Here is a 20419-nt window from a genome sequence, read left to right as displayed (position 1 = left end):
GTCGGGGAGGTTCGTTGACCGATCGCCCGGGTGACCTTGAGGACGAACTCGCGGGTGGGCCGCTGGGACGGGCCCGCGCCGCCTTCCTGGATCATCTGAGCGCCGAGCGGGCGCTGGCCGTCAACACCCTGTCCGCGTACCGGCGTGACCTGCGTCGGTACGTGGAGTACCTGGACGCCTTCGGTGTGGCCGACCTGGGCGGGGTGACCTCGGGGCAGGTGGGCTGTTTCCTCACGGCGCTGCGCGAGGGGGACGAGGAGCACGCTCCGTTGGGTGCCGCCTCGGCCGGGCGCACACTGGCGGCGGTGCGCGGGCTGCACAGGTTCGCGGTGCGCGAGGGATGGGCGGCCACCGACCCGGCCGCGGAGGTGGCGCCGCCCGCGTCGCCGATGCGTCTGCCCAAGGCGATCCCCCTGGACACGGTCGAGCGGTTGTTGGCGGCGTCCGGGCCGGAGGAGGCCCCGGCCTCCGATGCCCGATCGGATCTGCTGGCTCTGCGCGACCGGGCCCTGTTGGAGCTGCTCTACGGCACCGGAGCCCGGGTGTCGGAGGCGGTGGGGCTGGACGCGGACGATGTGGCCGAGGCGGTGAGGGAGAGCTCACAGGTCGGGCTGGTGCGTTTCCGTGGCAAGGGCGGGCGCGAACGTCTGGTGCCCCTCGGCTCGCACGCTCGGCGCGCTCTGGGCGGGTACCTGACCAGGGCACGGCCGACCTTGGCCGCTTCCGGCCGTGGTGGTCCGGCACTGTTCGTCAACGCGCGCGGGGGGCGGCTGACCCGACAGGGCGGGTGGGCGCTGTTGTCGGCGGTGGCCGAGCGGGCCGGGGTCGAGGGGATCTCTCCGCACACCCTGCGCCATTCCTTCGCCACGCACCTGCTCGACGGCGGCGCCGACATCCGGGTGGTGCAGGAGCTGCTGGGGCACAGTTCGGTCACCACGACCCAGGTGTACACACTGGTGACGGTGGAGCGGCTGCGGGAGGTGTACGCCTCCAGCCATCCGAGGGCGCGACGGTGATCGCCGGCGAGGCGGAGGATCGGGGCAGGTGGGGCCGGAAGGCCCGTCGTTCGGGGTGAGAGGAGGGTGCCTGGTGTGTACCCTTCTTCTACGAGAAGGAAGGATACGTGCGGTCGGACCTCCTGGATACGCACGGCGACGAATACTCATCGGATCATGTTGAAGTGCGCCGTGTCGCCGTTCTAGAGTCGCCGCACGAAGGTACGTTGCTGTCGACATATTGAGTTTCCGACGGCGGCCAGTCGTGGGAGACATCAAGCGTCCCACGGGCCGTGGCCGGTCCGTAGGGGAGGTCAAGGGTTGTGAACTGGTCGGAGTACGACGAGGCGGCGAACACCGCACCCGTCGGCGAGGGGAAACTCGCCGACCCGGTGAACAACCCGTGGGGGACGACACGCAACACGGGGGCCGATCTGCACACCAAGAGACCGGTGCGCACATATCCGGAGCCCGAGCCGTTGGACGAACACGGCCCGGCACGGATTGTAGCACTCTGTAATCAGAAGGGTGGGGTCGGTAAGACCACCACCACCATCAACCTCGGCGCCGCCATCGCCGAGTACGGCAGGCGGGTGCTGCTGGTCGACTTCGACCCGCAGGGCGCGCTGTCGGTGGGGCTGGGCCGCCTGGATCCGCGTGAGCTGGACCTGACCGTGTACAACCTGCTCATGCAGCGGGACGTGGCGGTCGAGGACGTACTGCTCAAGACGGACATCGAGGGTCTGGACCTCATTCCGAGCAACATCGACCTGTCGGCCGCCGAGGTGCAGCTGGTCGGCGAGGTGGCCCGCGAGCAGATGCTGGGGCGCGTACTGCGCCCGGTCATCAACGACTACGACGTCATCCTGATCGACTGCCAGCCGTCGCTGGGCCTGCTCACCGTGAACGCGCTGACCGCCGCCGACGGTGTCATCGTGCCACTGGAGTGCGAGTTCTTCGCTTTGCGCGGTGTGGCGTTGCTGATGGACACCATCCAGAAGGTCCAGGAGCGTCTCAACGAGGACCTCGTCATCGACGGTTTCCTCGGGACCATGTACGACCCGCGCACCCTGCACGCACGCGAGGTGCTCTCCACGATCGTGGACGGGTTCGGCGACAAGGTCTACGGAACGGTGATCAACCGCACCGTGCGCTTCCCGGACGCCACCGTGGCGGGCGAACCCATCACCAGGTTCGACTCGTCCTCGGCCGGGGCCAATGCCTACCGGGCTCTGGCCAAGGAGGTGCTGGCGAGGTGGCCTCTCAGCGTTCACGGCGCGTGACGCTACCAGGGGCGGACGAGATGTTCTTCCGCCCCACCGGTCCCGCGCCGGAACAGCCGGAGACCGACGACCGGCACCAGGTACCGGAACAGACACGACACGAAGCGGCCGAGGGCTCGTCGAAGCGCACCGCGCGCAAGGCCAACGGATCCGACGACGCCGACAGGTCCAAGGAGACCGGGCGCGGTTCCAAGAACGACCGCCGGGCGCCCAAGCCCAGCGGTCGCCAGCGCCACGACGAGAAGATCACCGTCTATGTCTCCGGACCCGAACTGCTGGCCCTGGAACAGACCAGGCTGTCGCTGCGGGCCGAACACGGCCTGTCGGCCGACCGGGGCCGACTCGTCCGTGAAGCGGTGGCGGTACTGCTCGCCGACTTCGAGGAGCACGGATCGAGCAGCATGCTGGTACGTCGGCTGAACGAGGAATGACACGCAGGACCCGGGTCGAACGCTGGGGGAGCGGGCGGCCCGGGCCCGTCCTGTCACCGGAGGGTCCGCGCTGGTGGCACCCTTGTCGCATGTGCGAAACGACGTGGGCCGACCATGGCGGCTGACCGAAAGGGGACGGCCCCGCCCGCAGCGGACGTCGACGAGGTCGACGAGAACGCCTTCCAGGTGCACCTGGACAACTTCGAGGGGCCCTTCGACCTGCTCCTCGGGCTTATCTCGAAGCACAAGCTCGACATCACCGAGGTGTCGCTGTCCAAGGTCACCGACGAGTTCATCGCGCACATCCGCGCCCACGGGGACGCGTGGGACCTGGACCAGGCCAGCAACTTCCTACTGGTGGCCGCCACGCTGCTGGACCTGAAGGCGGCCCGGCTGCTGCCGCGCGGCGACGTGGAGGACGAAGCGGACCTGGCGTTGCTGGAGGCCCGTGACCTGCTGTTCGCCCGGTTGTTGCAGTACCGCGCCTACAAGGAGGTCGCCTCCTACCTGCGCGAGCGGTTGGCCTCCCAAGGGCGCCGTTACGCCCGTGCGGTGCCGTTGGAGGAACGGTTCGCCGGCATGCGCCCGGACGTGCTGTTCAAACTCGGCCCCGAGGAGTTCGCGGCCCTGGCCGGGATGGTCTTCACTCCCAAGGAACCGCCGAGCGTCCCCGTCACCCACATCCACCAGACCAAGACCTCGGTCAAGGAACAGGGTGAACTGATGGTCACGGAACTGCGCGAGCACGGGCGCCTCACGTTCGCGCAGCTGACGGTCGCCTGTACCGGTACCTTCGAGATCGTCGCGCGCTTCCTGGCACTGCTGGAGCTGTACCGGGCCTCCAACGTGGGGTTCGACCAACCCGAACCGCTCGGTGAGCTTCTTGTCACCTGGACCGGCGGCGGAGGCGAGGTCGAGGTGGACAGCGACTACGACGAGGCGGAACACACCGCCGACACGGGGGAGGGCACATGACCGCGGAACACACCGCCCACCAGGAGAAGGCGCCGCCCACGCTGCGCCGTGACCTGGAGGCCGTCCTGATGGTCATCGACCAGCCGGTGTCCGAGTTCGACCTGGCGCGCGCCTTGGACGTCCCCCTCGACATCGTCACCCGAACCCTTGAGGACCTGTCCCGGGAATACACCGACCAGGGCCGTGGTTTCGACCTACGGGCGGTGGCCGAGGGATGGCGTGTTTACACGCGCCCCGAAAGCGCCGACATCGTCGAGCACTTCCTCAAGGAAGGGCAGGAAGTGCGCCTGACCCAGGCCGCACTCGAGACGATGGCGGTGGTCGCCTACCGACAACCGGTCTCCCGGGGCAGGGTCTCCGCCGTACGCGGGGTCAACTGCGACGGAGTCATGCGTACCCTCGTACTGAGGGGCCTGATCGAAGAGGCCGGTCACGACCCCGAGTCCGGTGCCATGTTGTACCGGACGACTTCCTATTTCCTGGAACGGTTGGGCCTTCGCGGCCTCGACGAGCTGCCTGATCTGGCGCCGTTCCTCCCCGACGACATCGAAGGTCTTGACGACACCGGTGAGCACAACTGATAACGAACGTCCCCGCGGTGAGCGGCGCGACGGACACGCCCCGCGCGGTGAGCGCGGCGACCATGACGACCGCGGTGGCCGAGGCCGCCGCCCCCAGCAACAAGACGACCGCCGAGGTGGCGGACGCTACGACCGTGACCGTCGCGACGACCGCCGGGGCGGCGGACGTTTCCAGCGCGACGACCGAGACCGTGACCGTGGCGGGTTCCGGGGCGACCGGGACCGCCGTGACGACCGCGGCGGTGGCGGTGGTGGCGGGCGCTACGACCGTGATGACCGTCCGCGTCGGGACGACCGCGACCGCGGTGGTTTCCGTGGCCGTGACGACCGTCGTCCTCAGGCCCGTGATGACCGTCGCGATGACCGTGGTGGTCGTTCCTTCGAACGCCGCGATGATCGGCGTGGCGGCGGTGGCCGTTATGACCGTGACGACCGTCGTCCCCAGGCTCGTGATGACCGTGGTGGTGGCGGACGCTACGACCGTGATGACCGTCCGCGTCGGGACGACCGCGACCGCGGTGGTTTCCGTGGCCGTGACGATCGTCGTCCTCAGGCTCGTGACGACCGTCGGGACGACCGTGGTGGTCGTTCCTTCGAGCGCCGCGACGACCGTGGCGGGTTCCGGAACGACCGGGACCGGCGCGACGACCGGCGTGGCGGCGGTGGCCGTTCCCAGGACCGACGTGACGACCGTCCGCGCCGCGACAACCGGTCCGGCGGGCGCCCCGACCACCGTGGCCCCGCCCCGGCCGTCGGGGGCAAGAGCGAGAACGAGCTCTCCAAGGCGGCCCGTGAGCGCCTCAACGCGCTGCGCGCCGACTACGACCCGCGCGACGATGACCGTCCCACCGGTGACCGTGACTCCTACACCGACGTGCCCGATGGCATCCGCCTACAGAAGGCGCTCGCCGCGGCCGGTGTCGCCAGCCGCCGCGCCAGCGAGGAGATGATCGCCGCCGGTCGCGTCAGCGTCGACGGGGAGATCGTCCGCAGGTTCGGTGCGCGCGTGGACCCGGATGCCTCCGAGATCCGCGTGGACGACATGCGTGTGGTCACCGCCCCGGACAAGCTCTACTTCGCGCTGAACAAGCCCCGTGGCGTGGTCAGCACCATGTGGGACCCGCAGGGGCGCCCGACCCTGGCCGACTACGCCGGTCAGACCTCCGAGCGCATCTTCCACGTCGGTCGGCTGGACACCGAGACCGAGGGTCTCATCCTGCTGACCAACGACGGGGAACTCGCCAACCGGCTCACGCACCCGCGCTACAAGGTCATCAAGACCTACGTGGCCAAGGTGGCCGGTCCGGTGCCGCACCGGGTGGTGCGCGAGCTGGAGAAGGGCGTGGACCTGGAGGACGGCCCCGTACAGGTCCACTCCTTCCGTGTGGTCGACAACGACGACCACCAGGCCATGGTGGAGATCCGCCTGCACGAGGGGCGCAAGCACATCGTGCGTCGTCTCATGGAGGCCGTGGGTCACCCGGTCGCGGACCTGGCTCGCACCCAGGTCGGTCCGATCGACCTGAACACCCTCAAGCTGGGCACCATGCGCGCGCTCAGCCAGCGTGAGGTCGGCGCACTGTACAAGGAGGCGGCGCTGTAACCGAGCGCTGTCGATACAGTTGACGGCGGTCGCCCCGAACCGGGGTGGCCGCCGTCACGCGTACACGGACCCGTGTACGCGGGCGGCGCGGGCACGAGGACGAGGCGGGAAGAACGTGGCGGTACGGGCCATCCGTGGAGCGGTGCAGGTCGACGCGGACGAACGTGAGCAGGTGTTGGAGGCCACGACCGAGTTGGTCTCGGAGGTGATGCGGCGCAACGATCTCACCACGGACGACGTGATCAGTGTGGTGTTCACCGCCACACCCGATCTCACCAGTGAGTTCCCGGCGTTGGCGGCGCGTGGTCTCGGGTTCGCCGATGTGCCGCTGATGTGCGCCACCGAGATCGCCGTGCCGCACGCCCTGCCTCGGGTGGTGCGGCTCATGGCGCACGTGGAGACCGACCTTCCCCGCTCGGAGGTCCAGCACGTCTATCTTCGCGGCGCCCAGGCGTTGCGCTTGGACATCGCCCAGTAGGCGCGAGGCCGTACCCTGGGGTTTTCGGGACGAAGTCGAAGTCGGGGGACAGGCGAGTGAGCATCGGCACGGCCGGGGAACGGCGGACCGACCTACGTCGGGTGATCGTGGTCGGCACCGGTCTGATCGGTACGTCGATCGCGTTGGCCCTCCGTGGGCGCGGTGTCGACGTCACGCTGTCCGACCCCGACGCGGCGTCCCTTCGCCTGGCCTGTGATCTGGGCGCCGGACGCCCTTTGGACGAGGCGACGGAGACCGCCCCGGCGGACCTCGCGGTGATCGCCGCCCCTCCGGCCGTCATCCCCTCGGTGTTGCGCGACGCCCAGAACCGCGGACTGGCCCAGGTGTACACCGACGTGGCCAGCGTGAAGGCGAGCGTGTTGCGCGAGGCCGAACGGTCGGGCTGTGACATGGCCACGTTCGTGCCCGGGCACCCCATGGGCGGGCGGGAGAAGCACGGACCCGGCGCGGCCCGTGCCGACCTGTTCCTGGGCCGCTCCTGGGCGCTGTGTCCCACCGGCAAGGCCGACCCCGGATCGGTGGCGGCGGTGATCGAACTGGCCCGGCTCTGCGGCGCAGACCCGCTGGTGTTGGACGGTGACGCGCACGACCGGGCGGTGGCGCTGGTCTCGCACGTTCCGCACGTGGCCTCTTCAGCGGTGGCCGCGCGGCTGCTGGGCGGGGACGAGACCGCGTTGGCGTTGGCCGGGCAGGGCGTACGCGACGTCACCCGCATCGCCGGTGGGGACCCCCTCATGTGGGAGGAGATCCTCACGCACAACGCCGCCCCGGTGGCGCGGGTGCTGGGCGAGGTGGCCGCGGACCTGGCGGCCACCGCCGAGGCGCTGCGCGCGCGGGCCGTCATCGACGCCGCCGACGACGCGGACGGCGCACCGATCGAACCGGTCCGGGACCTGTTGGAGCGCGGCCGTTCCGGGCACGGTCGCCTCCCCGGCAAGCACGGTTCGGTCCGTCGCCCGGAGTACACCGTCATCCCCGTGGTCATCCCCGACGAACCCGGCTCGTTGGGTCGCCTGTTCGCGGCGGCCGCCACCGCCGGGGTCAACATCGAGGACGTGCGGATCGAACACAGTCCGGGCCTGCCGCTGGGTGTGGCCGAGTTGTACGTGCTGCCCGAGGCGGTGGACACCCTCGCCGAGGCGCTGTCGGCCGACGGATGGTCGGTCCACCCGGGGGTGTGAGACCACCCGGCGCATGGTCCGGGGGCGAGCCGCGCGAAGGTAGGCTGGGGCGTCGGCAAGCAGTGGATCGGTCGAGGGAGACAGCAGTAGTGAGTGCGCAGGGCACAGGAATCGTCATCGCCATCGACGGTCCCTCCGGGTCGGGCAAGTCGAGCACGGCCAAGGGTGTGGCCAAGGCGCGTGGGCTGCGCTACCTCGACACCGGGGCCATGTACCGGGCCCTGACCTGGTGGATGCTGCACCACGGGGTGGACGTGCACGACGCCGCCGCGGTGGCCGCCAACGTCGAGCGTCCCGTGATCTCCATGGGAACCGACCCGGACGCGCCCACGGTGGCGGTCGACGGTCGTGACGTGGCCACCGACATCCGCGGCAAGGACGTCACCACCAACGTCAGTGCGGTCTCGGCGGTGCCCGAGGCGCGCGCACTGCTGGTGCGCACCCAGCGCGAGGTCATCGAGACGGCCAGGGCGGAGTCGACCGGCATCGTCGTCGAGGGCCGGGACATCACCACGGTGGTCGCCCCCGACGCCCCGGTGAAGCTGTTCATCACCGCCAGCGCCGAGACCCGCGCGCAGCGGCGCAGCAAGGAGGTCCGGACCGGCGACATCGCCGCCACCCAGGCCGACCTGGTCCGCCGCGACAAGCTGGACTCCAGCCGCGCCCACTCGCCGTTGACCCAGACCGCCGACGCCACCGAGCTCGACACCACCGGCCTGACCCTGGTCGAGGTCGTCGCCCTGGTGGTCCAGCTGGCCGACGAGGCCAAGGTCGGGTAGCGCCGGTCACACCCTCCCCTTCGGGGGAACATCGAACCCACCACGGGGGTTGCCCCCTGTGGCAGTACGGGCGCCTCACCAGGGGCGCCCGCAGTGATTCACGTGGCGATCGCGTCGAATCCTTCAGCATCCTCGCGGCACGCATCCTGGGCGCGCGAGGACCTCGAACCGGGAGTAGTGAGCAATGAGTGAGTTCGACGTGTCCGATGTAGGACACGAGTCCGAGGACACCGAGTCGGTCCTGCCCGTCGTGGCGGTGGTCGGTCGACCCAACGTCGGTAAGTCCAGTCTGGTGAACCGGATCATCGGTCGCCGCGCGGCCGTGGTCGAGGACGTCCCGGGCGTGACCCGCGACCGGGTCGCCTACGACGCCGAGTGGCAGAACCGCCGATTCACCCTGGTGGACACCGGTGGCTGGGAGACCAGCGTCAGTGGGCTGGCCGCCATGGTCGCCCGCCAGGCCGAGTACGCGGCGCAGACCGCCGACGTGATCATGTTCGTGGTGGACGCCACGGTCGGCATCACCGACGCCGACGCGGCCGTCACCCGGGTACTGCGCGCCACCAAGCGTCCCGTGATCCTGGCCGCCAACAAGGTCGACGGTGGTCAGCAGGAGGCCGACGCCCTCAACCTGTGGAACCTCGGTGTGGGGCAGCCGTTCCCGATCAGTGCCCTGCACGGTCGCGGTACCGGCGACCTGCTCGACGCCGTGGTGGAGGCCTTCCCAGAGACGCCCCAGGGCGACGACGAGAGCGACGGCGAGGACGGTCCGCCTCGGGTGGCCCTGTTGGGTCGGCCCAACGTCGGCAAGTCCAGCCTGCTCAACCGGGTGGCCGGTGAGGACCGGGTGGTCGTGGACTCCGTCGCGGGTACCACCCGTGACGCGGTCGACGAACTCATCGAGCTGGGCGGTCAGACCTGGAAGTTCATCGACACCGCAGGTATCCGTCGCCGGTTCCGCGCGCTGCAGGGCGCCGACTACTACGCGACCATGCGCACCGGCAGCGCCCTGGAGCGGGCCGAGGTGGCGGTGGTGCTGATGGACGTCAGCGAGCCGCTCGCCGAGCAGGACATCCGGGTGATCGAGCAGGTCGTCGAGGCCGGGCGCGGTCTGGTCCTGGCCTTCAACAAGTGGGACATCCTGGACGATGAGCGCCGGACCTACCTGGAGAAGGAGATCGACCGGCAGCTGTCGCGGGTGGCGTGGGCGCCCCGGGTGAACATCTCCGCGACCACCGGTCGCCACATGGAGCGGTTGGTTCCGGCGATCGAGACCAGCCTTCAGGGATGGAACCAGCGCATCACCACTGGTCAGCTCAACAACTGGCTGAAGGAGTTGGTGGCGGCCACCCCGCCGCCGGCGCGCGGTGGCAAGCAGCCCAAGATCCTGTTCGGGACCCAGGCGGGCTCGCGTCCGCCGCACTTCATCCTGTTCACGACCGGGTTCCTGGAGGACAACTACCGCCGCTTCATCGAGCGGCGTCTGCGCGAGGACTTCGGTTTCCAGGGCACCCCGGTGCACATCAGCATGCGCATCCGGGAGAAGAAGGGCATGGCCCCGGGTCGTGCCTCCAAGGGCAGTGTGCGCCCCGACCGCAAGTCCGGCGGCGGCCGCCGCTGATGGTCCGAGCGTGAACGAAGGAGGGCTCCCCGAAGGCGGGGAGCCCTCTCCTCGTTTTTCGGTCAGGAGTCCGAGGGCAGCCGACGGACGTTACTGTTACGCACCCTCGGGCCCGACTCCCCGCTCCTCCGTGGACTCGGAACCGGGATGGCCGGTGCGCCCGGCAACGGCCGGCCGGCGCTCTCCCGCATCCGCCACACCACGAGGACGCCCACCACGCCCGCGGCCATGAGCAGCCACGCGGGGGCGTAGAGGTTGCCGGTGGCCTGGATGAGCGACTCGGAGACCAGCGGGGTGGTACCACCGAACAGCGCCACCGAGACGTTGAAGCTGACGGCCAGTGCGCCATAGCGGACCTTGGTGGGGAAGAACGCCGGTAGGGCACCGGGCCCCGCGCCGGAGAAGTGCACCAGGGTGATCGCCAGGACCACCACGCCGAAGGCGACCGCCCACAGGTTGCCCTGTTGCATCAGCCAGAAGGCCGGCAACGACAGCACGATCGAGAGCAGGCTTCCGGAGAACAACACCGGCCTGCGGCCCACCCGGTCGCTGAGATGCCCGACCAGAGCGACCGTGGCGAGGATGAACACCATGCCGCCCAGGGTGACCACCAGCCCCGTGGAGGCGCCATAGCCGAGTTCGGTCTCCAGGTAGGTGGGCAGGTAGGCCGTCACCATGTAGTTGTTGACGTTGAAGACCAGGATCAGCCCCATGCACAGCACCATGGCGCGCCACTGTCCGACGAAGGTCTCACGGAGCTGACCCTTGCGGCGCCCACCGGCGGAATCCTTGGCGAAGCCTTCGGTCGAGCCCTCGAAGATCGGGGTGTCCTCCAGTTTGACGCGCAGGTAGAGGCCGATGGCGCCCAGCGGAAGCGCCAACAGGAACGGGACCCGCCAACCCCACTCCAGCATGGCCTGGTCGCCCAAGGCCATCGTCATCAGCGTGACGATGGAGGCGCCGGCGACGTAGCCGCTGATGGTGCCGAACTCCAGCCAGGAGGCCAGGAACCCTCGACGTTTGTCGGGCGAGTACTCCGCGATGAAGGTGGTCGCGCCACCGTATTCGCCGCCGGTGGAGAAGCCCTGGGACATGCGTGCGACCAGAAGCAGGATCGGGGCGGCGACGCCGATCGTCTCGGCCGAGGGGATGAGCCCGATCGCGAAGGTGCTCACCGCCATGAGCAGCATGGTGAAGGCGAGTACCCGCTTACGGCCGACACGGTCGCCGAGCGGGCCGAAGAACATGCCGCCGAGCGGTCGGACGAGGAACGCCGCGGCGAAGGTGGTGAAGGTGGCGATCAACTGGACTCCGCCCGACTGCGACGGATAGAACACCAGACCGATCGTGGTGGCCAGATAGCTGTAGACACCGAAGTCGAACCACTCGGTCGCGTTGCCGATGGCCGCGGCGGTGACGGCCTTGCGCGTGGTGCGGTGGTCGGTCTCCAGTACCCGGGTTCCCTTGGGGTCCGCCCCGCTCTCGGATGGTGTCTCGCTCACGTCTTCCCCTCCAAGTGCTCACCTGAAGCACCCAGGTAAGCACCATGAGTGACCAAAGCGTGGGACGTGGACGTGCCGACGGCCCGGTAGCGTGGTCGTATGCGCAAAGTGCTGGTGAGCGCCTGTCTGATGGGCCGCAGGGTCCGCTATGACGGGCGGGCCAAACCGGTGGACGACACCACGGTCGAACGCTGGCGCGGCGAGGGGCGTCTGGTCGTGCACTGCCCCGAGATCGCCGGCGGGCTGCCCGTGCCCCGGCCACCGGCCGAGATCGAACCGGGCGCCGACGCCGCCGACGTCCTCGCCGGTCGCGCCCGCATCCTCACCCCCGAGGGCGTGGACGTGACCGACCACTTCGTCTCCGGCGCCCGCGCGGCGCTGGCCACCGCGCAGGCGCACGGTGTGGCCGTGGCGCTGCTCAAGCAGTCCAGCCCCTCCTGTGGTTCGCGCGTGGTCTACGACGGCACCTTCGCCGGGCGCAAGGTCCCGGGGGAGGGGGTCACCGCGCACCTGCTTCGCGAACACGGGATCCCCGTGCTGGACGAGGAGCAGGTGGCGGAGGCGGCGACCCTGCTGGACGCACCTTAGAGGTCAGTCCTTGATCACCGCGTAGTTCAGGCAGGCGAACGCGCCCGCGAGCCGGGCCGACAATGGTCGCAGCCGGACCCGGCCGTCCAACAGGGGTGCTCCGCCGCCCAGACTGACCGGGGCCACCGACACCCGTACCTCGTCGAGCAGCCCCAACCTGGCCAATTCGGCGGCGACGCGTCCACCGCCGACCACCCAGATGTCCTTGCCGTCGGCGGTCCTCACCATCTCCTCGTGCAGTGCGCGCAGTTCCTCGTCGGTGTCGGCGCTGAGGAACCGCAGGTCCCCCTCGACCCGGGGCAGGTCGCGATGGGTCAGCACCCAGGTGGGGGTCTGGTACGGCCAGGGCTTGTGCCCCTGTTCCTGGAGGATCCACTCGTAGGTGGTCGCCCCGGTGAGGATCGCGCCCGCGCCGTTGATGAACTCGGCGGTGGAGTCGATCGCCTCACCTTCCTGAGCGCCCTCCACCGCGAACAGCCACTCCAAAGAGTTGTCCTGGTCGGCGATGAACCCGTCCAAGCTGGTGGCGGTCTCGTAGACGGTCCTGGTCATGTCGTTCCTCCGTATCGGTCCTGTAGCCATTCGATGGGATCCCCGTGGCCCACCTCCACGCCCGCCTCGCGCAGCATGTGCCGTGCCGACTGCCTCCGGTGCGCGGCGAAGGTGAGCACGTGCACGACCACGCTGCCCAGGACGAAGCTCTCCGGTGGATCGCACAGCGCGTCGATCAACCGGTCGCTCCAGGCGCCCCGGCGGCCGATGTCACCGATGGTGGCGATCCACCGTGCCCCCGCCTCACGGTGCCGTTCCCGCAGCGACGCCGGGTCGTCGTCCCCGTGTTCGGGGAAGTCGGCCCCCTCGATGGAGGCCAGCCACATCTCCTTGGACCGCACCAGGCACTCCAGCCCTTGCGCGATCGACTCCTCCGGCCCGTCCCAGATCAGTACGGTCCGACCGGGGGAGCGCACCTTCCGGTACTCCTCCTCGGACAGGCCGGCGGCCAGGTCGATGAGCAGTGCCGTGTCGTCGATGTCGTGGTGCACCTGGAAGGTGGTGAGGTCCATGCCGGGTCGTCCCTTCGGGTTCTCCTCCACCCACAGGTGGAACGGCGGATGGAAGTGGACCCCGTTGGGTGCGGTCAGCCACCGGCCACTGCCGGCCGTGGTGGCGCTGGGCGGGTGACCGAACGCGCGTGCGAACGCGCGGGTGAACCCCTCGACGGACTCGTATCCGGCGGCGAACGCGGCGTCGGTGACACCGCTGCCCTGGCCGATCTGCCAGGCGGCCCTCTCCAACAACACCCTGCGGCGCAGCGCCACGGGTGATTCTCCGGTGTCACGGGCGAAGGTGCGGCTGAAGTGGAACGGTGAGGCGTGTGCCTGCCCGGCCATGTCGCTCAGGCGGGCGTTGTCCTCGTCCAGGACGGCGTCGAGCAGCTCACGCAGCCGGTCGCGCCCGGTGGTGGGGTCGGTCATGTGCCCAGTATGTTCACCCGGCCCTCGGATGCGCTTGACCGATCTTGCGCAGCTTGGCGGGTGGCGTGAACGGTCCGGGGGATGCGATAGAGTCGACTCCGTTGGCCGCACCGGAGACGGTGCCGGTCCGACGGCCGGGACGTAGCGCAGTTTGGTAGCGCACTTGACTGGGGGTCAAGGGGTCGTGGGTTCAAATCCCGCCGTCCCGACAGCGAAATAGCGGTTCGACGAAGGGCTCACCATGAGGTGGGCCCTTTCGTGTTTTCACGAGTGCGCAGAGGTGACTCCTGTGCAAATGTCTTGCTAGGAAGAAATTTCTGAGATAGATTCATCTTAGCGAGGCAATCTGAGGAGTGAGGGCATGGCGATCAAGACCGACGGGCTGCACCACGTGACCGCGATCGGGGGGAGCCCCCGGCGCAACGTCGACTTCTACGCGCGAACGCTGGGTCTGCGCCTGGTCAAGACCACCGTGAACTTCGACGATCCCGGCGTCTACCACCTCTACTACGGTGACGCCGAGGGAACACCCGGCACGCTCATGACCCTCTTTCCCTGGGAGGGGGTGACCCCCGGCCGCCATGGCACCGGGCAGGCCACCACCACGTCCTTCTCCAACCCCGAGCTCTCCCTGGGCTGGTGGGAGGAGCACCTGAAGAAGGTCGGCGTCGAGAGCACACGGAGCGGAATCCCCGGCGAGGAGGAGGCCCTGACCTTCCTCGACCCCGATGGGCTGCGCCTGTCCCTGGTCGCGCACCCTCAGGGAGACCCGCGCAACCCGTGGGACACCCCGTTGGTTCCCGCCGAATACGCGATCCGCGGGCTCCACTCGGTGACCATGCAGGTCGCGAAGGAGGACGCCTCCGTCGACATGCTGACCGACGGTCTGGGCCTGCGCTACATCGGCGAACACGGTGACAAACTCCGCTTCGCGGCCGGTGACGGTGGCCCGGGCACCCTGGTCGACGTCCTGGTCACCCCGAACGCTCCACAGGGCCTGGTCGCGGGCGGCACGGTCCACCATGTCGCCTGGCGGGTGCCCGACGACGCCACCCAGCGCGCGTGGCGGGACGAGCTCATCGACAAGGGCATGAACGTCACCGAGATCCTGGACCGGGAGTACTTCCACTCGATCTACTTCCGGGAACCGGGCGGCACCCTGTTCGAGATCGCCACCGACGACATCGGTTTCGACGTCGATGAGCCCCTGCTCGAACTCGGCCGTGCCCTGAAGCTACCGCCGTGGCTGGAGCCCCGACGCGAGCAGATCCAGAGAGCGCTTCCGCAGCTGAACCTGCCCGCCGAGAACAACCCCGAAGCACAGAAGGTGTGAGCTCCATGGTGGTCTTCGGCGCGGGCGCGGTGAACAGGGTGGGGGAGGAGGTCGAGCGGCTTGGTGCGTCCCGGGCGCTCCTGCTCTCCTCACCCTCGGGGCGTGCGGTGGACCGGATGCGTGCGGCCCTCGGTCCGCTTCTGGCTGCGGAGTTCGCGGGGGCGGCTCCGCACACCCCGGTCGAGGTGACCGAGCGCGCGCTTCGACTCGTGCGCGAGCACTCCGTCGACTGCCTGGTCGCCATCGGTGGCGGATCGACGACCGGACTCGCCAAGGCCCTGGCGGTACGCGCCGGGCTGCCGCAGGTCATCGTCCCCACCACCTACGCCGGATCCGAGGTCACGTCCGTTCTCGGAGAGACCGTGGACGGACGCAAGACCACCCGATCCGGACCGGAGATCCTTCCGGACACGGTGGTCTACGACGTCGACCTCACCCTGGACCTGCCGGTGGCGGTGTCGGTGACCAGCGCGGTCAACGCCATGGCGCACGCCGTGGAGGCCCTGTACGCACCGGAGGTCGACCCGGCGACCGAGGAGAAGGCGCTGGAGGCGATCACGCTGATCACCCGGGCCCTTCCCGTGGTCGCCGGCTCGCCGGCCGACGTGGCGGCCCGAGGGGACCTGCTGCGCGCGGCCTGGCTCGCCGGGACGTGCCTCGAAGCCGTCGGCATGGGACTGCACCACAAGCTCTGCCACACCCTGGGCGGGTCGTTCGCGATGCCGCACGCCGCGACCCACACGGTCGTCCTGCCGCACGTGATGGCCTACAACGCGCCCGCCGCTCCCGAGGTGATGCGCCGCGTCGCGGAGGCGATGGGGACCGACGACGCCGCGCGCGGCGTCCACGACCTCGTCGTGAGCGTCGGGGGCCCCACATCGCTGCGCGACCTCGGCATGGCCGAGGCAGACCTGGCGCGGGCCGCCGAGCTCGCCACCGCGCGGCCCTACCCCAACCCGCGCGCACCGGAACGGGAGGGTGTCGAGGCGCTGTTGGTCGACGCCTGGCATGCTCGAAGGCCGGCATGAGGACTGGAGAGACGATGACGGACGTGGTGGGGTTGCCCGAGGAGACCGACGTGGTCGTCATCGGCGCCGGGCAGGCCGGGCTCTCGGCGGCCTGGCACCTGCGCCGGCTCGGACTGGAACCCGGGGTCGACTTCGTGATCCTGGACCGGGGCCCGGACGCCGGCGGGGCCTGGCAGTTCCGCTGGGAGGCGCTGCGGTTGGACGACGCCCACAAGGTCGACGACCTGCCCGGCATGCGGGAACTGGAGCTGAGCTTCGAGACCGCCGACCCCGAACGCCCCGCCCGCGACGTGGTCCGCGACTACTACCGCCGCTACGAGGACGCCTTCGATCTGCGGGTGGTCCGCCCGGTCCGGGTACGAGGGGTACACGACCACGACGAGGGGTTCCGGGTCGTGACCGACCGGGGCGAGGTCGTCTCGCGGGTCGTGGTCAACGCCAGTGGCACCTGGGCGCGCCCGTTCCGGCCCTACTTCGCGGGCGCCGTGGACTTCCGCGGAATCCAGGTCTCCACCCCCGAGTACCGGTCCGCCGAGGACTTCGCCGGCAAACGCGTCCTGGTGGTGGGCGGCGGCACCTCCGCGGTGGGATTCCTGCGCGAACTGGAGGGGGTCGCCGCGAGCACGGTCTGGACCACCCGGCGACCGGTCACCTTCGTGAACGATCCCCAGGGCCCGATCAACGCGGTACGGGCCGCCGACGAGGCGGCGCGGGCGGGGCGGCGGCTGCCCAGCATCATCAGCGGTACCGGGCTGCCCGCGACCCCCGCCAACCTGGCCGGTCGCGACCGCGGCCTGCTGGTGGAGCGGCCGATGTTCACCGCGATCGAACCCGACGGAGTGCGCTGGGCGGACGGCACGTTCGAACCGGTGGACGCCATCATCTGGGCCACCGGTTTCCGCGCCGAACTCTCCCACCTGGCCCCGTTGCGCCTGCGTGAACCCGAGGGAGGGCTGTGGGTGGAGGACGGCCGAGCGGTCCGTAGACCGGGTTTGTTCATGGCCGGTTACGGACCACAGGCCAGCACCATCGGCGCCAACCGGGCCGGGCGTGCCGTCGCCCGTCAGGTGAGGGACGCGCTCCCTAACCGGTCGGCATCACGTTGATCAGCTTCTTGTTGACGAACTCCTGGATCCCCGCCTCGGAGAGTTCCTGCCCGTAGCCGGACCTCTTGGTGCCACCGAATGGAAGGTCCGGCCTGGTCCAGGTCGGGTGGTTCACGAAGACCATCCCGGTCTCGATCCTCTTGGCGACCTCCACACCATGGGCGGTGTCCTCGGTGAACACCGACCCTCCCAGCCCGAAGGTGGAGTCGTTGGCGATCCGCACCGCCTCGTCCTCGTCCGCCGCGCGGAAGAAGAGGGCGACGGGGCCGAAGAACTCCTTGTCGTAGACCGGGTTGTCCCGGGAGACGCCGGTGAGGATCCTGGGCTGGACGAACGCGCCCTCCTCCGGCACGGGATCGCCCGGGGTGATCATCAAGGCGCCGTGGTCGACGGCCTCGTCCACCAGCGCGTCGAGGTCGTCGGCGGCGCTCTGCGAGGACAGCGGCGGCAGGGTCGTGTCGGAGTCGAACGGGTCACCCGCCTTGAGCCGGGCGAACCCCTCGCTGAACCGCCGCAGGAACTCGTCCGCGACCTCTTCCACGACGATGATCCGCTTGGCGGCGACGCAGCTCTGACCGGCGTTGTTGAGCCGGCCCCAGAGTGCCCGCTCGACGCTCAGGTCGAGGTCGGCGTCGGCGAGCACGATCAGGGCGTCGCTGCCGCCGAGTTCCAGGGTGCTCTTCTTCAACTCCTCGCCCGCGTGCGCCGCGACACTGGCGCCCGCGCCCTCGCTGCCGGTGAGCGCGACCCCGCGGATCCGGGAGTCCCGGATCGTCCGACTCACCTGATCCTTGCTCGCGTAGACGTTGGTGTAGGCGCCCTCCGGCGCGCCGGCCTCGCGGAAGAGCCGCTCGAAGGCCGCGGCGGACTGCGGGACGATCGACGCGTGCTTGACCATCACCACGTTCCCCGCCATGAGGTTGGGGCCCGCGAACCGGGCCAGTTGGTAGTAGGGGAAATTCCATGGTTGGACCCCGAGCAGCACCCCGATCGGGTCGCTGACGACGACGGCCTCTCCCGCGTCCGGGTGTTCGGTGGCCACCCGCTCGGGGGCGAGGAACTCCTCGGCGTTGTCCGCGTAGTAGTCGAGGATCGAGGCGGCCAGGTCGACCTCGCCCATGCTCTCGCTGTACAGCTTGCCCATCTCCAAGGTGAGGAGACGAGCGAACTCGTCGGGCCGCTCGCGCAGGATGCTCGCGGCGCGTCCGACCACCTCCTTGCGCTCGTCGAAGGACTTGGTGCGCCAGGACTCGAAGGTCCTCTGCGCGGTGTGGACGGCCTGGTCCAGTTCCTCGTCCCCGATGCCTTGGAACGTCGCCAAGGTCTCGTTCGTGTAGGGGTTCGTGGTCGCGTAGGCCATGAGATTCCCTCCATCCGGCTTATGGGTCCCCTGCTCGTTCGACGCGGGGGGCGAAACGTCCTCTTTGCCGCTGTCCTTGTGATTTGCCAGAACCTTGCCGTGCGACCGGCCCGCCGCGAAAACCCGTTGGGGGGACCTTCGGGCCGGCGCTAGTGTGCCCGGTGTCCGACGATTCCCCCCCCACCACCACCACGAAGGAACCCGATGAACAGCGCCGTCACCCTCATCCGCTCCGCCGCCCTGTCCGACGTCGCGGAGTACGCCTACGCCGCCACGGTCCCGCCGGGGGTGCGCCTGGTCTTCACCGCCGGCGCGTGCCCGCTGAACGATGACGGCACCACCGCCGCCGTGGGCGATTACGCCGGGCAGGCCGCGGTGTGCGTGGCCAACCTGAAGACCGCCCTCGCGGACGCCGGCGCCGCACTGACCGACGTGGTCAGCACCCGGGTACTGGTCGCCTCCACGTCCCAGGAGGATCTGGTGACGGCCTGGGAAGTGGTCCGGGACGCCTTCGGTGAGCACGACGTTCCCAGCACCCTGCTGGGCGTCACGGTCCTGGGTTACCAGGACCAACTGGTGGAGATCGAGTCCGTGGCCGCCCTACGCGAGTGAACCCACACGAATTCGGCCTGTGGACAACCGGCCTCGCGGCGTGGGGTCGATCTAGGATCGGGGGAGAGACAGGTTCCCAGAACACGGAGGGTGTGACATGCGGGCCAACCGAATGCCGACCGAGGAGATCAAGCGCGACGCCGCGGCCTTCGCCGACCGGGTCACCTCCGACGGGCGCTTCGGACGCACCGCCGAACCAGGGCGGTACCGGCTGGTGATCAACCGGGCCTGCCCCTGGGCGCACCGGGTGGTGATGACCCGCCGTCTCATGGGACTGGAACAGGTGGTCTCGCTGGCCATCACCGACCCGGTGCAGGAGATCATCGAAGGCGACCCGCACTGGGTGTTCACCGAACGCACCGGCAGCCCCGACGACAAGGACCCGGTGCTGGGCATCCACGCCCTGCGCGAGGCCTACCTCGCTCGCGATCCCGCCTACGACGGCGGCGTGAGTGTGCCCGGGCTCGTGGACGTCGCATCCGGCCACCTGGTCTCCAACGACTACGACCAGATCAGTGTGGACATGGCCACCGAGTGGGGCGGCCTGGCCCGCGCCGGCGCGCCACCGTTGTACCCGGAGGAGCTGCGCGAGGAGATCGACACGGTCAGCGCCGAGGTGTACCAGGACCTCAACAACGGTGTCTACCGCTCCGGTTTCGCCCCCGACCAGAAGCGCTACGACGCGGCGGTACAAGGTGTGTTCGCCCGTCTGGACGCCCTGGAGGAACGCCTGACCGAACGCCGCTACCTGGTCGGCGATCACATCACCCTGGCCGACCTGCGCCTGTGGGCCACCCTGGTGCGCTTCGACGCCGCCTATCACGGCCACTTCAAGTGCAATCGGCGCAAACTCATCGAATACCCGGCCCTGTGGGCCTACGCCCGCGACCTGTTCCAGACCCCCGGGTTCGGCGACACCACCAACCTGGAGCACATCCGGGTCCACTACTACGCGGTGCACACCGCCATCAACCCCACCGGGATCGTGGCCGTCGGCCCGGACCCCCAGGGCTGGCTCACCCCGCACCGTCGGGAGGAGCTGGGCGGTCGTCCGTTCGGGGACGGTACTCCGCCAGGCCCCACCCCGGAAGGCGAGCACGTCCCGCCTTTGGAGGAGCAGGGTTGAGGGTTCGGAGGGGCGAGGGTTCGGAGGGCTGAGGGTTTGGAGGGGCGAGGGCACGAAAGGTTGAGGGTTCGGAGGGTTGAGGGTTCGGGGGGCGAGGGGAGCTCCGGTTGCTGCACCGGTGGCTGGCGCTGCCCTTGGTCCCAGAGCCGGAGGAACTTCCGGATCAGGTCTCAGGCAGTCGGGCTTGTTGGGCGCTCGCGGGTGGGCGCCTCGCGGGTAGGCGCGTGGAGCTGTGTGGAGTGCGTGGGGCGCCTGAGGAGGGAGTCCTTGGGGTTGTCGGGCGTCTCGTAGGCCTGTGGTGGTGCGCCTGAGGTCGTGTTCCTTGGGGTTGTTGGGCGGGG

General features: G+C 69.7%; 20 protein-coding genes and 1 tRNA gene. 17 read left to right on the top strand and 4 right to left on the bottom strand.

From position 1 onward, the window contains the following. The first annotated feature begins 14 nt into the window (after positions 1–14). From BQ8420_RS06730 to der, 10 genes are all read left to right on the top strand, one after another. Entirely contained in the window at positions 15–1016 is a 1002-nt protein-coding gene (locus tag BQ8420_RS06730) for a site-specific tyrosine recombinase XerD (RefSeq protein ID WP_200815837.1), read from the top strand. A 302-nt stretch (positions 1017–1318) separates the two neighbouring features. Beyond that, positions 1319–2278, top strand: coding sequence for a ParA family protein (locus BQ8420_RS06725; protein WP_087096953.1), 960 nt, complete (start codon positions 1319–1321; stop codon positions 2276–2278). Beyond that, on the top strand, positions 2251–2709 hold the full coding sequence (locus tag BQ8420_RS06720; RefSeq protein WP_369825475.1) for a hypothetical protein: 459 nt from the start codon (positions 2251–2253) through the stop codon (positions 2707–2709). The genes BQ8420_RS06725 and BQ8420_RS06720 overlap by 28 nt, the downstream gene beginning before the upstream one ends. Before the next feature lie 114 nt (positions 2710–2823). Further along, on the top strand, positions 2824–3684 hold the full coding sequence (locus tag BQ8420_RS06715) for a ScpA family protein (protein WP_087096952.1): 861 nt from the start codon (positions 2824–2826) through the stop codon (positions 3682–3684). Continuing rightward, positions 3681–4265: an SMC-Scp complex subunit ScpB gene (gene scpB, locus BQ8420_RS06710; protein ID WP_087096951.1), complete on the top strand. Its 585-nt coding sequence runs from the start codon at positions 3681–3683 to the stop codon at positions 4263–4265. The genes BQ8420_RS06715 and scpB overlap by 4 nt, the downstream gene beginning before the upstream one ends. Further along, complete coding sequence (locus BQ8420_RS06705) at positions 4252–5868, top strand: pseudouridine synthase (RefSeq protein WP_087096950.1); 1617 nt, start codon at positions 4252–4254, stop codon at positions 5866–5868. Before scpB ends, BQ8420_RS06705 begins: the two co-directional genes overlap by 14 nt. A 115-nt stretch (positions 5869–5983) precedes the next feature. Then, a complete protein-coding gene (gene aroH, locus BQ8420_RS06700; RefSeq protein WP_087096949.1) occupies positions 5984–6346 on the top strand; it encodes a chorismate mutase in 363 nt (120 codons plus the stop codon). Positions 6347–6402: 56 nt separating this feature from the next. Further along, a complete protein-coding gene (locus BQ8420_RS06695) occupies positions 6403–7548 on the top strand; it encodes a prephenate dehydrogenase (protein ID WP_087096948.1) in 1146 nt (381 codons plus the stop codon). An 89-nt stretch (positions 7549–7637) separates the two neighbouring features. Then, positions 7638–8327: a (d)CMP kinase gene (gene cmk / locus BQ8420_RS06690; RefSeq protein ID WP_087096947.1), complete on the top strand. Its 690-nt coding sequence runs from the start codon at positions 7638–7640 to the stop codon at positions 8325–8327. A gap of 184 nt (positions 8328–8511) precedes the next feature. Beyond that, positions 8512–9948 (top strand): ribosome biogenesis GTPase Der, encoded by a 1437-nt coding sequence (gene der / locus BQ8420_RS06685; protein WP_087096946.1) that lies wholly within the window; start codon positions 8512–8514, stop codon positions 9946–9948. Between the two features lie 62 nt (positions 9949–10010). On the opposite strand, the gene BQ8420_RS06680 is transcribed toward der, so the two are convergent. Then, on the bottom strand, positions 10011–11450 hold the full coding sequence (locus BQ8420_RS06680) for an MFS transporter (RefSeq protein WP_087096945.1): 1440 nt from the start codon (positions 11448–11450) through the stop codon (positions 10011–10013). Positions 11451–11549: 99 nt separating this feature from the next. Between BQ8420_RS06680 and BQ8420_RS06675 the strand changes: the two genes are divergently transcribed. Further along, the gene (locus BQ8420_RS06675; protein WP_087096944.1) at positions 11550–12038 is read left to right on the top strand and encodes a DUF523 domain-containing protein; all 489 of its coding nucleotides are present in this window, start codon (positions 11550–11552) and stop codon (positions 12036–12038) included. A gap of 3 nt (positions 12039–12041) precedes the next feature. On the opposite strand, the gene BQ8420_RS06670 is transcribed toward BQ8420_RS06675, so the two are convergent. Together BQ8420_RS06670 and BQ8420_RS06665 are read right to left on the bottom strand one after the other, a co-directional pair. Next, on the bottom strand, positions 12042–12590 hold the full coding sequence (locus BQ8420_RS06670; RefSeq protein WP_087096943.1) for a dihydrofolate reductase family protein: 549 nt from the start codon (positions 12588–12590) through the stop codon (positions 12042–12044). Beyond that, on the bottom strand, positions 12587–13513 hold the full coding sequence (locus BQ8420_RS06665; protein ID WP_087096942.1) for a helix-turn-helix domain-containing protein: 927 nt from the start codon (positions 13511–13513) through the stop codon (positions 12587–12589). Before BQ8420_RS06665 ends, BQ8420_RS06670 begins: the two co-directional genes overlap by 4 nt. Before the next feature lie 135 nt (positions 13514–13648). Here BQ8420_RS06665 and BQ8420_RS06660 point away from each other — a divergent pair. From BQ8420_RS06660 to BQ8420_RS06645, 4 genes are all read left to right on the top strand, one after another. Beyond that, positions 13649–13722, top strand: a tRNA-Pro gene (locus BQ8420_RS06660). Between the two features lie 152 nt (positions 13723–13874). Next, complete coding sequence (locus BQ8420_RS06655) at positions 13875–14846, top strand: ring-cleaving dioxygenase (protein ID WP_087096941.1); 972 nt, start codon at positions 13875–13877, stop codon at positions 14844–14846. A gap of 5 nt (positions 14847–14851) precedes the next feature. Further along, positions 14852–15874 carry a maleylacetate reductase gene (locus BQ8420_RS06650; RefSeq protein ID WP_087096940.1) on the top strand — a complete coding sequence of 341 codons (1023 nt, stop codon included), beginning with the start codon at positions 14852–14854 and terminating at the stop codon, positions 15872–15874. A gap of 14 nt (positions 15875–15888) precedes the next feature. Beyond that, positions 15889–16980: an FAD-dependent oxidoreductase gene (locus BQ8420_RS06645; protein WP_087096939.1), complete on the top strand. Its 1092-nt coding sequence runs from the start codon at positions 15889–15891 to the stop codon at positions 16978–16980. Here the strand turns inward: BQ8420_RS06645 and BQ8420_RS06640 are convergent. Further along, positions 16958–18340 carry an NAD-dependent succinate-semialdehyde dehydrogenase gene (locus BQ8420_RS06640; RefSeq protein WP_087096938.1) on the bottom strand — a complete coding sequence of 461 codons (1383 nt, stop codon included), beginning with the start codon at positions 18338–18340 and terminating at the stop codon, positions 16958–16960. The genes BQ8420_RS06645 and BQ8420_RS06640 overlap by 23 nt on opposite strands. Before the next feature lie 204 nt (positions 18341–18544). Here BQ8420_RS06640 and BQ8420_RS06635 point away from each other — a divergent pair, with 204 nt between their 5' ends. After that, on the top strand, positions 18545–18952 hold the full coding sequence (locus tag BQ8420_RS06635) for a RidA family protein (protein WP_087096937.1): 408 nt from the start codon (positions 18545–18547) through the stop codon (positions 18950–18952). A 97-nt stretch (positions 18953–19049) separates the two neighbouring features. Next, positions 19050–20078 carry a glutathione S-transferase family protein gene (locus BQ8420_RS06630; protein WP_087096936.1) on the top strand — a complete coding sequence of 343 codons (1029 nt, stop codon included), beginning with the start codon at positions 19050–19052 and terminating at the stop codon, positions 20076–20078. The last annotated feature ends 341 nt before the right edge of the window (positions 20079–20419 follow it).

It is taken from the genome of Nocardiopsis sp. JB363, from assembly GCF_900143625.1.
Lineage (GTDB): Bacteria > Actinomycetota > Actinomycetes > Streptosporangiales > Streptosporangiaceae > Nocardiopsis.
The sequence above is the reverse complement of the archived record's forward strand: the minus strand, read 5'-3'. Positions and strand labels throughout refer to the sequence as shown.

Coding starts and splice junctions, on each gene's coding strand:
- BQ8420_RS06715 (WP_087096952.1), top strand. CDS start 2,824: ATGGCGGCTGACCGAAAGGGGACGGCCCCGCCCGCAGCGGACGTCGAC.
- scpB (WP_087096951.1), top strand. CDS start 3,681: ATGACCGCGGAACACACCGCCCACCAGGAGAAGGCGCCGCCCACGCTG.
- der (WP_087096946.1), top strand. CDS start 8,512: ATGAGTGAGTTCGACGTGTCCGATGTAGGACACGAGTCCGAGGACACC.
- BQ8420_RS06675 (WP_087096944.1), top strand. CDS start 11,550: ATGCGCAAAGTGCTGGTGAGCGCCTGTCTGATGGGCCGCAGGGTCCGC.
- BQ8420_RS06670 (WP_087096943.1), bottom strand. CDS start 12,590: ATGACCAGGACCGTCTACGAGACCGCCACCAGCTTGGACGGGTTCATC.
- BQ8420_RS06665 (WP_087096942.1), bottom strand. CDS start 13,513: ATGACCGACCCCACCACCGGGCGCGACCGGCTGCGTGAGCTGCTCGAC.
- BQ8420_RS06655 (WP_087096941.1), top strand. CDS start 13,875: ATGGCGATCAAGACCGACGGGCTGCACCACGTGACCGCGATCGGGGGG.
- BQ8420_RS06650 (WP_087096940.1), top strand. CDS start 14,852: ATGGTGGTCTTCGGCGCGGGCGCGGTGAACAGGGTGGGGGAGGAGGTC.
- BQ8420_RS06645 (WP_087096939.1), top strand. CDS start 15,889: ATGACGGACGTGGTGGGGTTGCCCGAGGAGACCGACGTGGTCGTCATC.
- BQ8420_RS06640 (WP_087096938.1), bottom strand. CDS start 18,340: ATGGCCTACGCGACCACGAACCCCTACACGAACGAGACCTTGGCGACG.
- BQ8420_RS06635 (WP_087096937.1), top strand. CDS start 18,545: ATGAACAGCGCCGTCACCCTCATCCGCTCCGCCGCCCTGTCCGACGTC.
- BQ8420_RS06630 (WP_087096936.1), top strand. CDS start 19,050: ATGCGGGCCAACCGAATGCCGACCGAGGAGATCAAGCGCGACGCCGCG.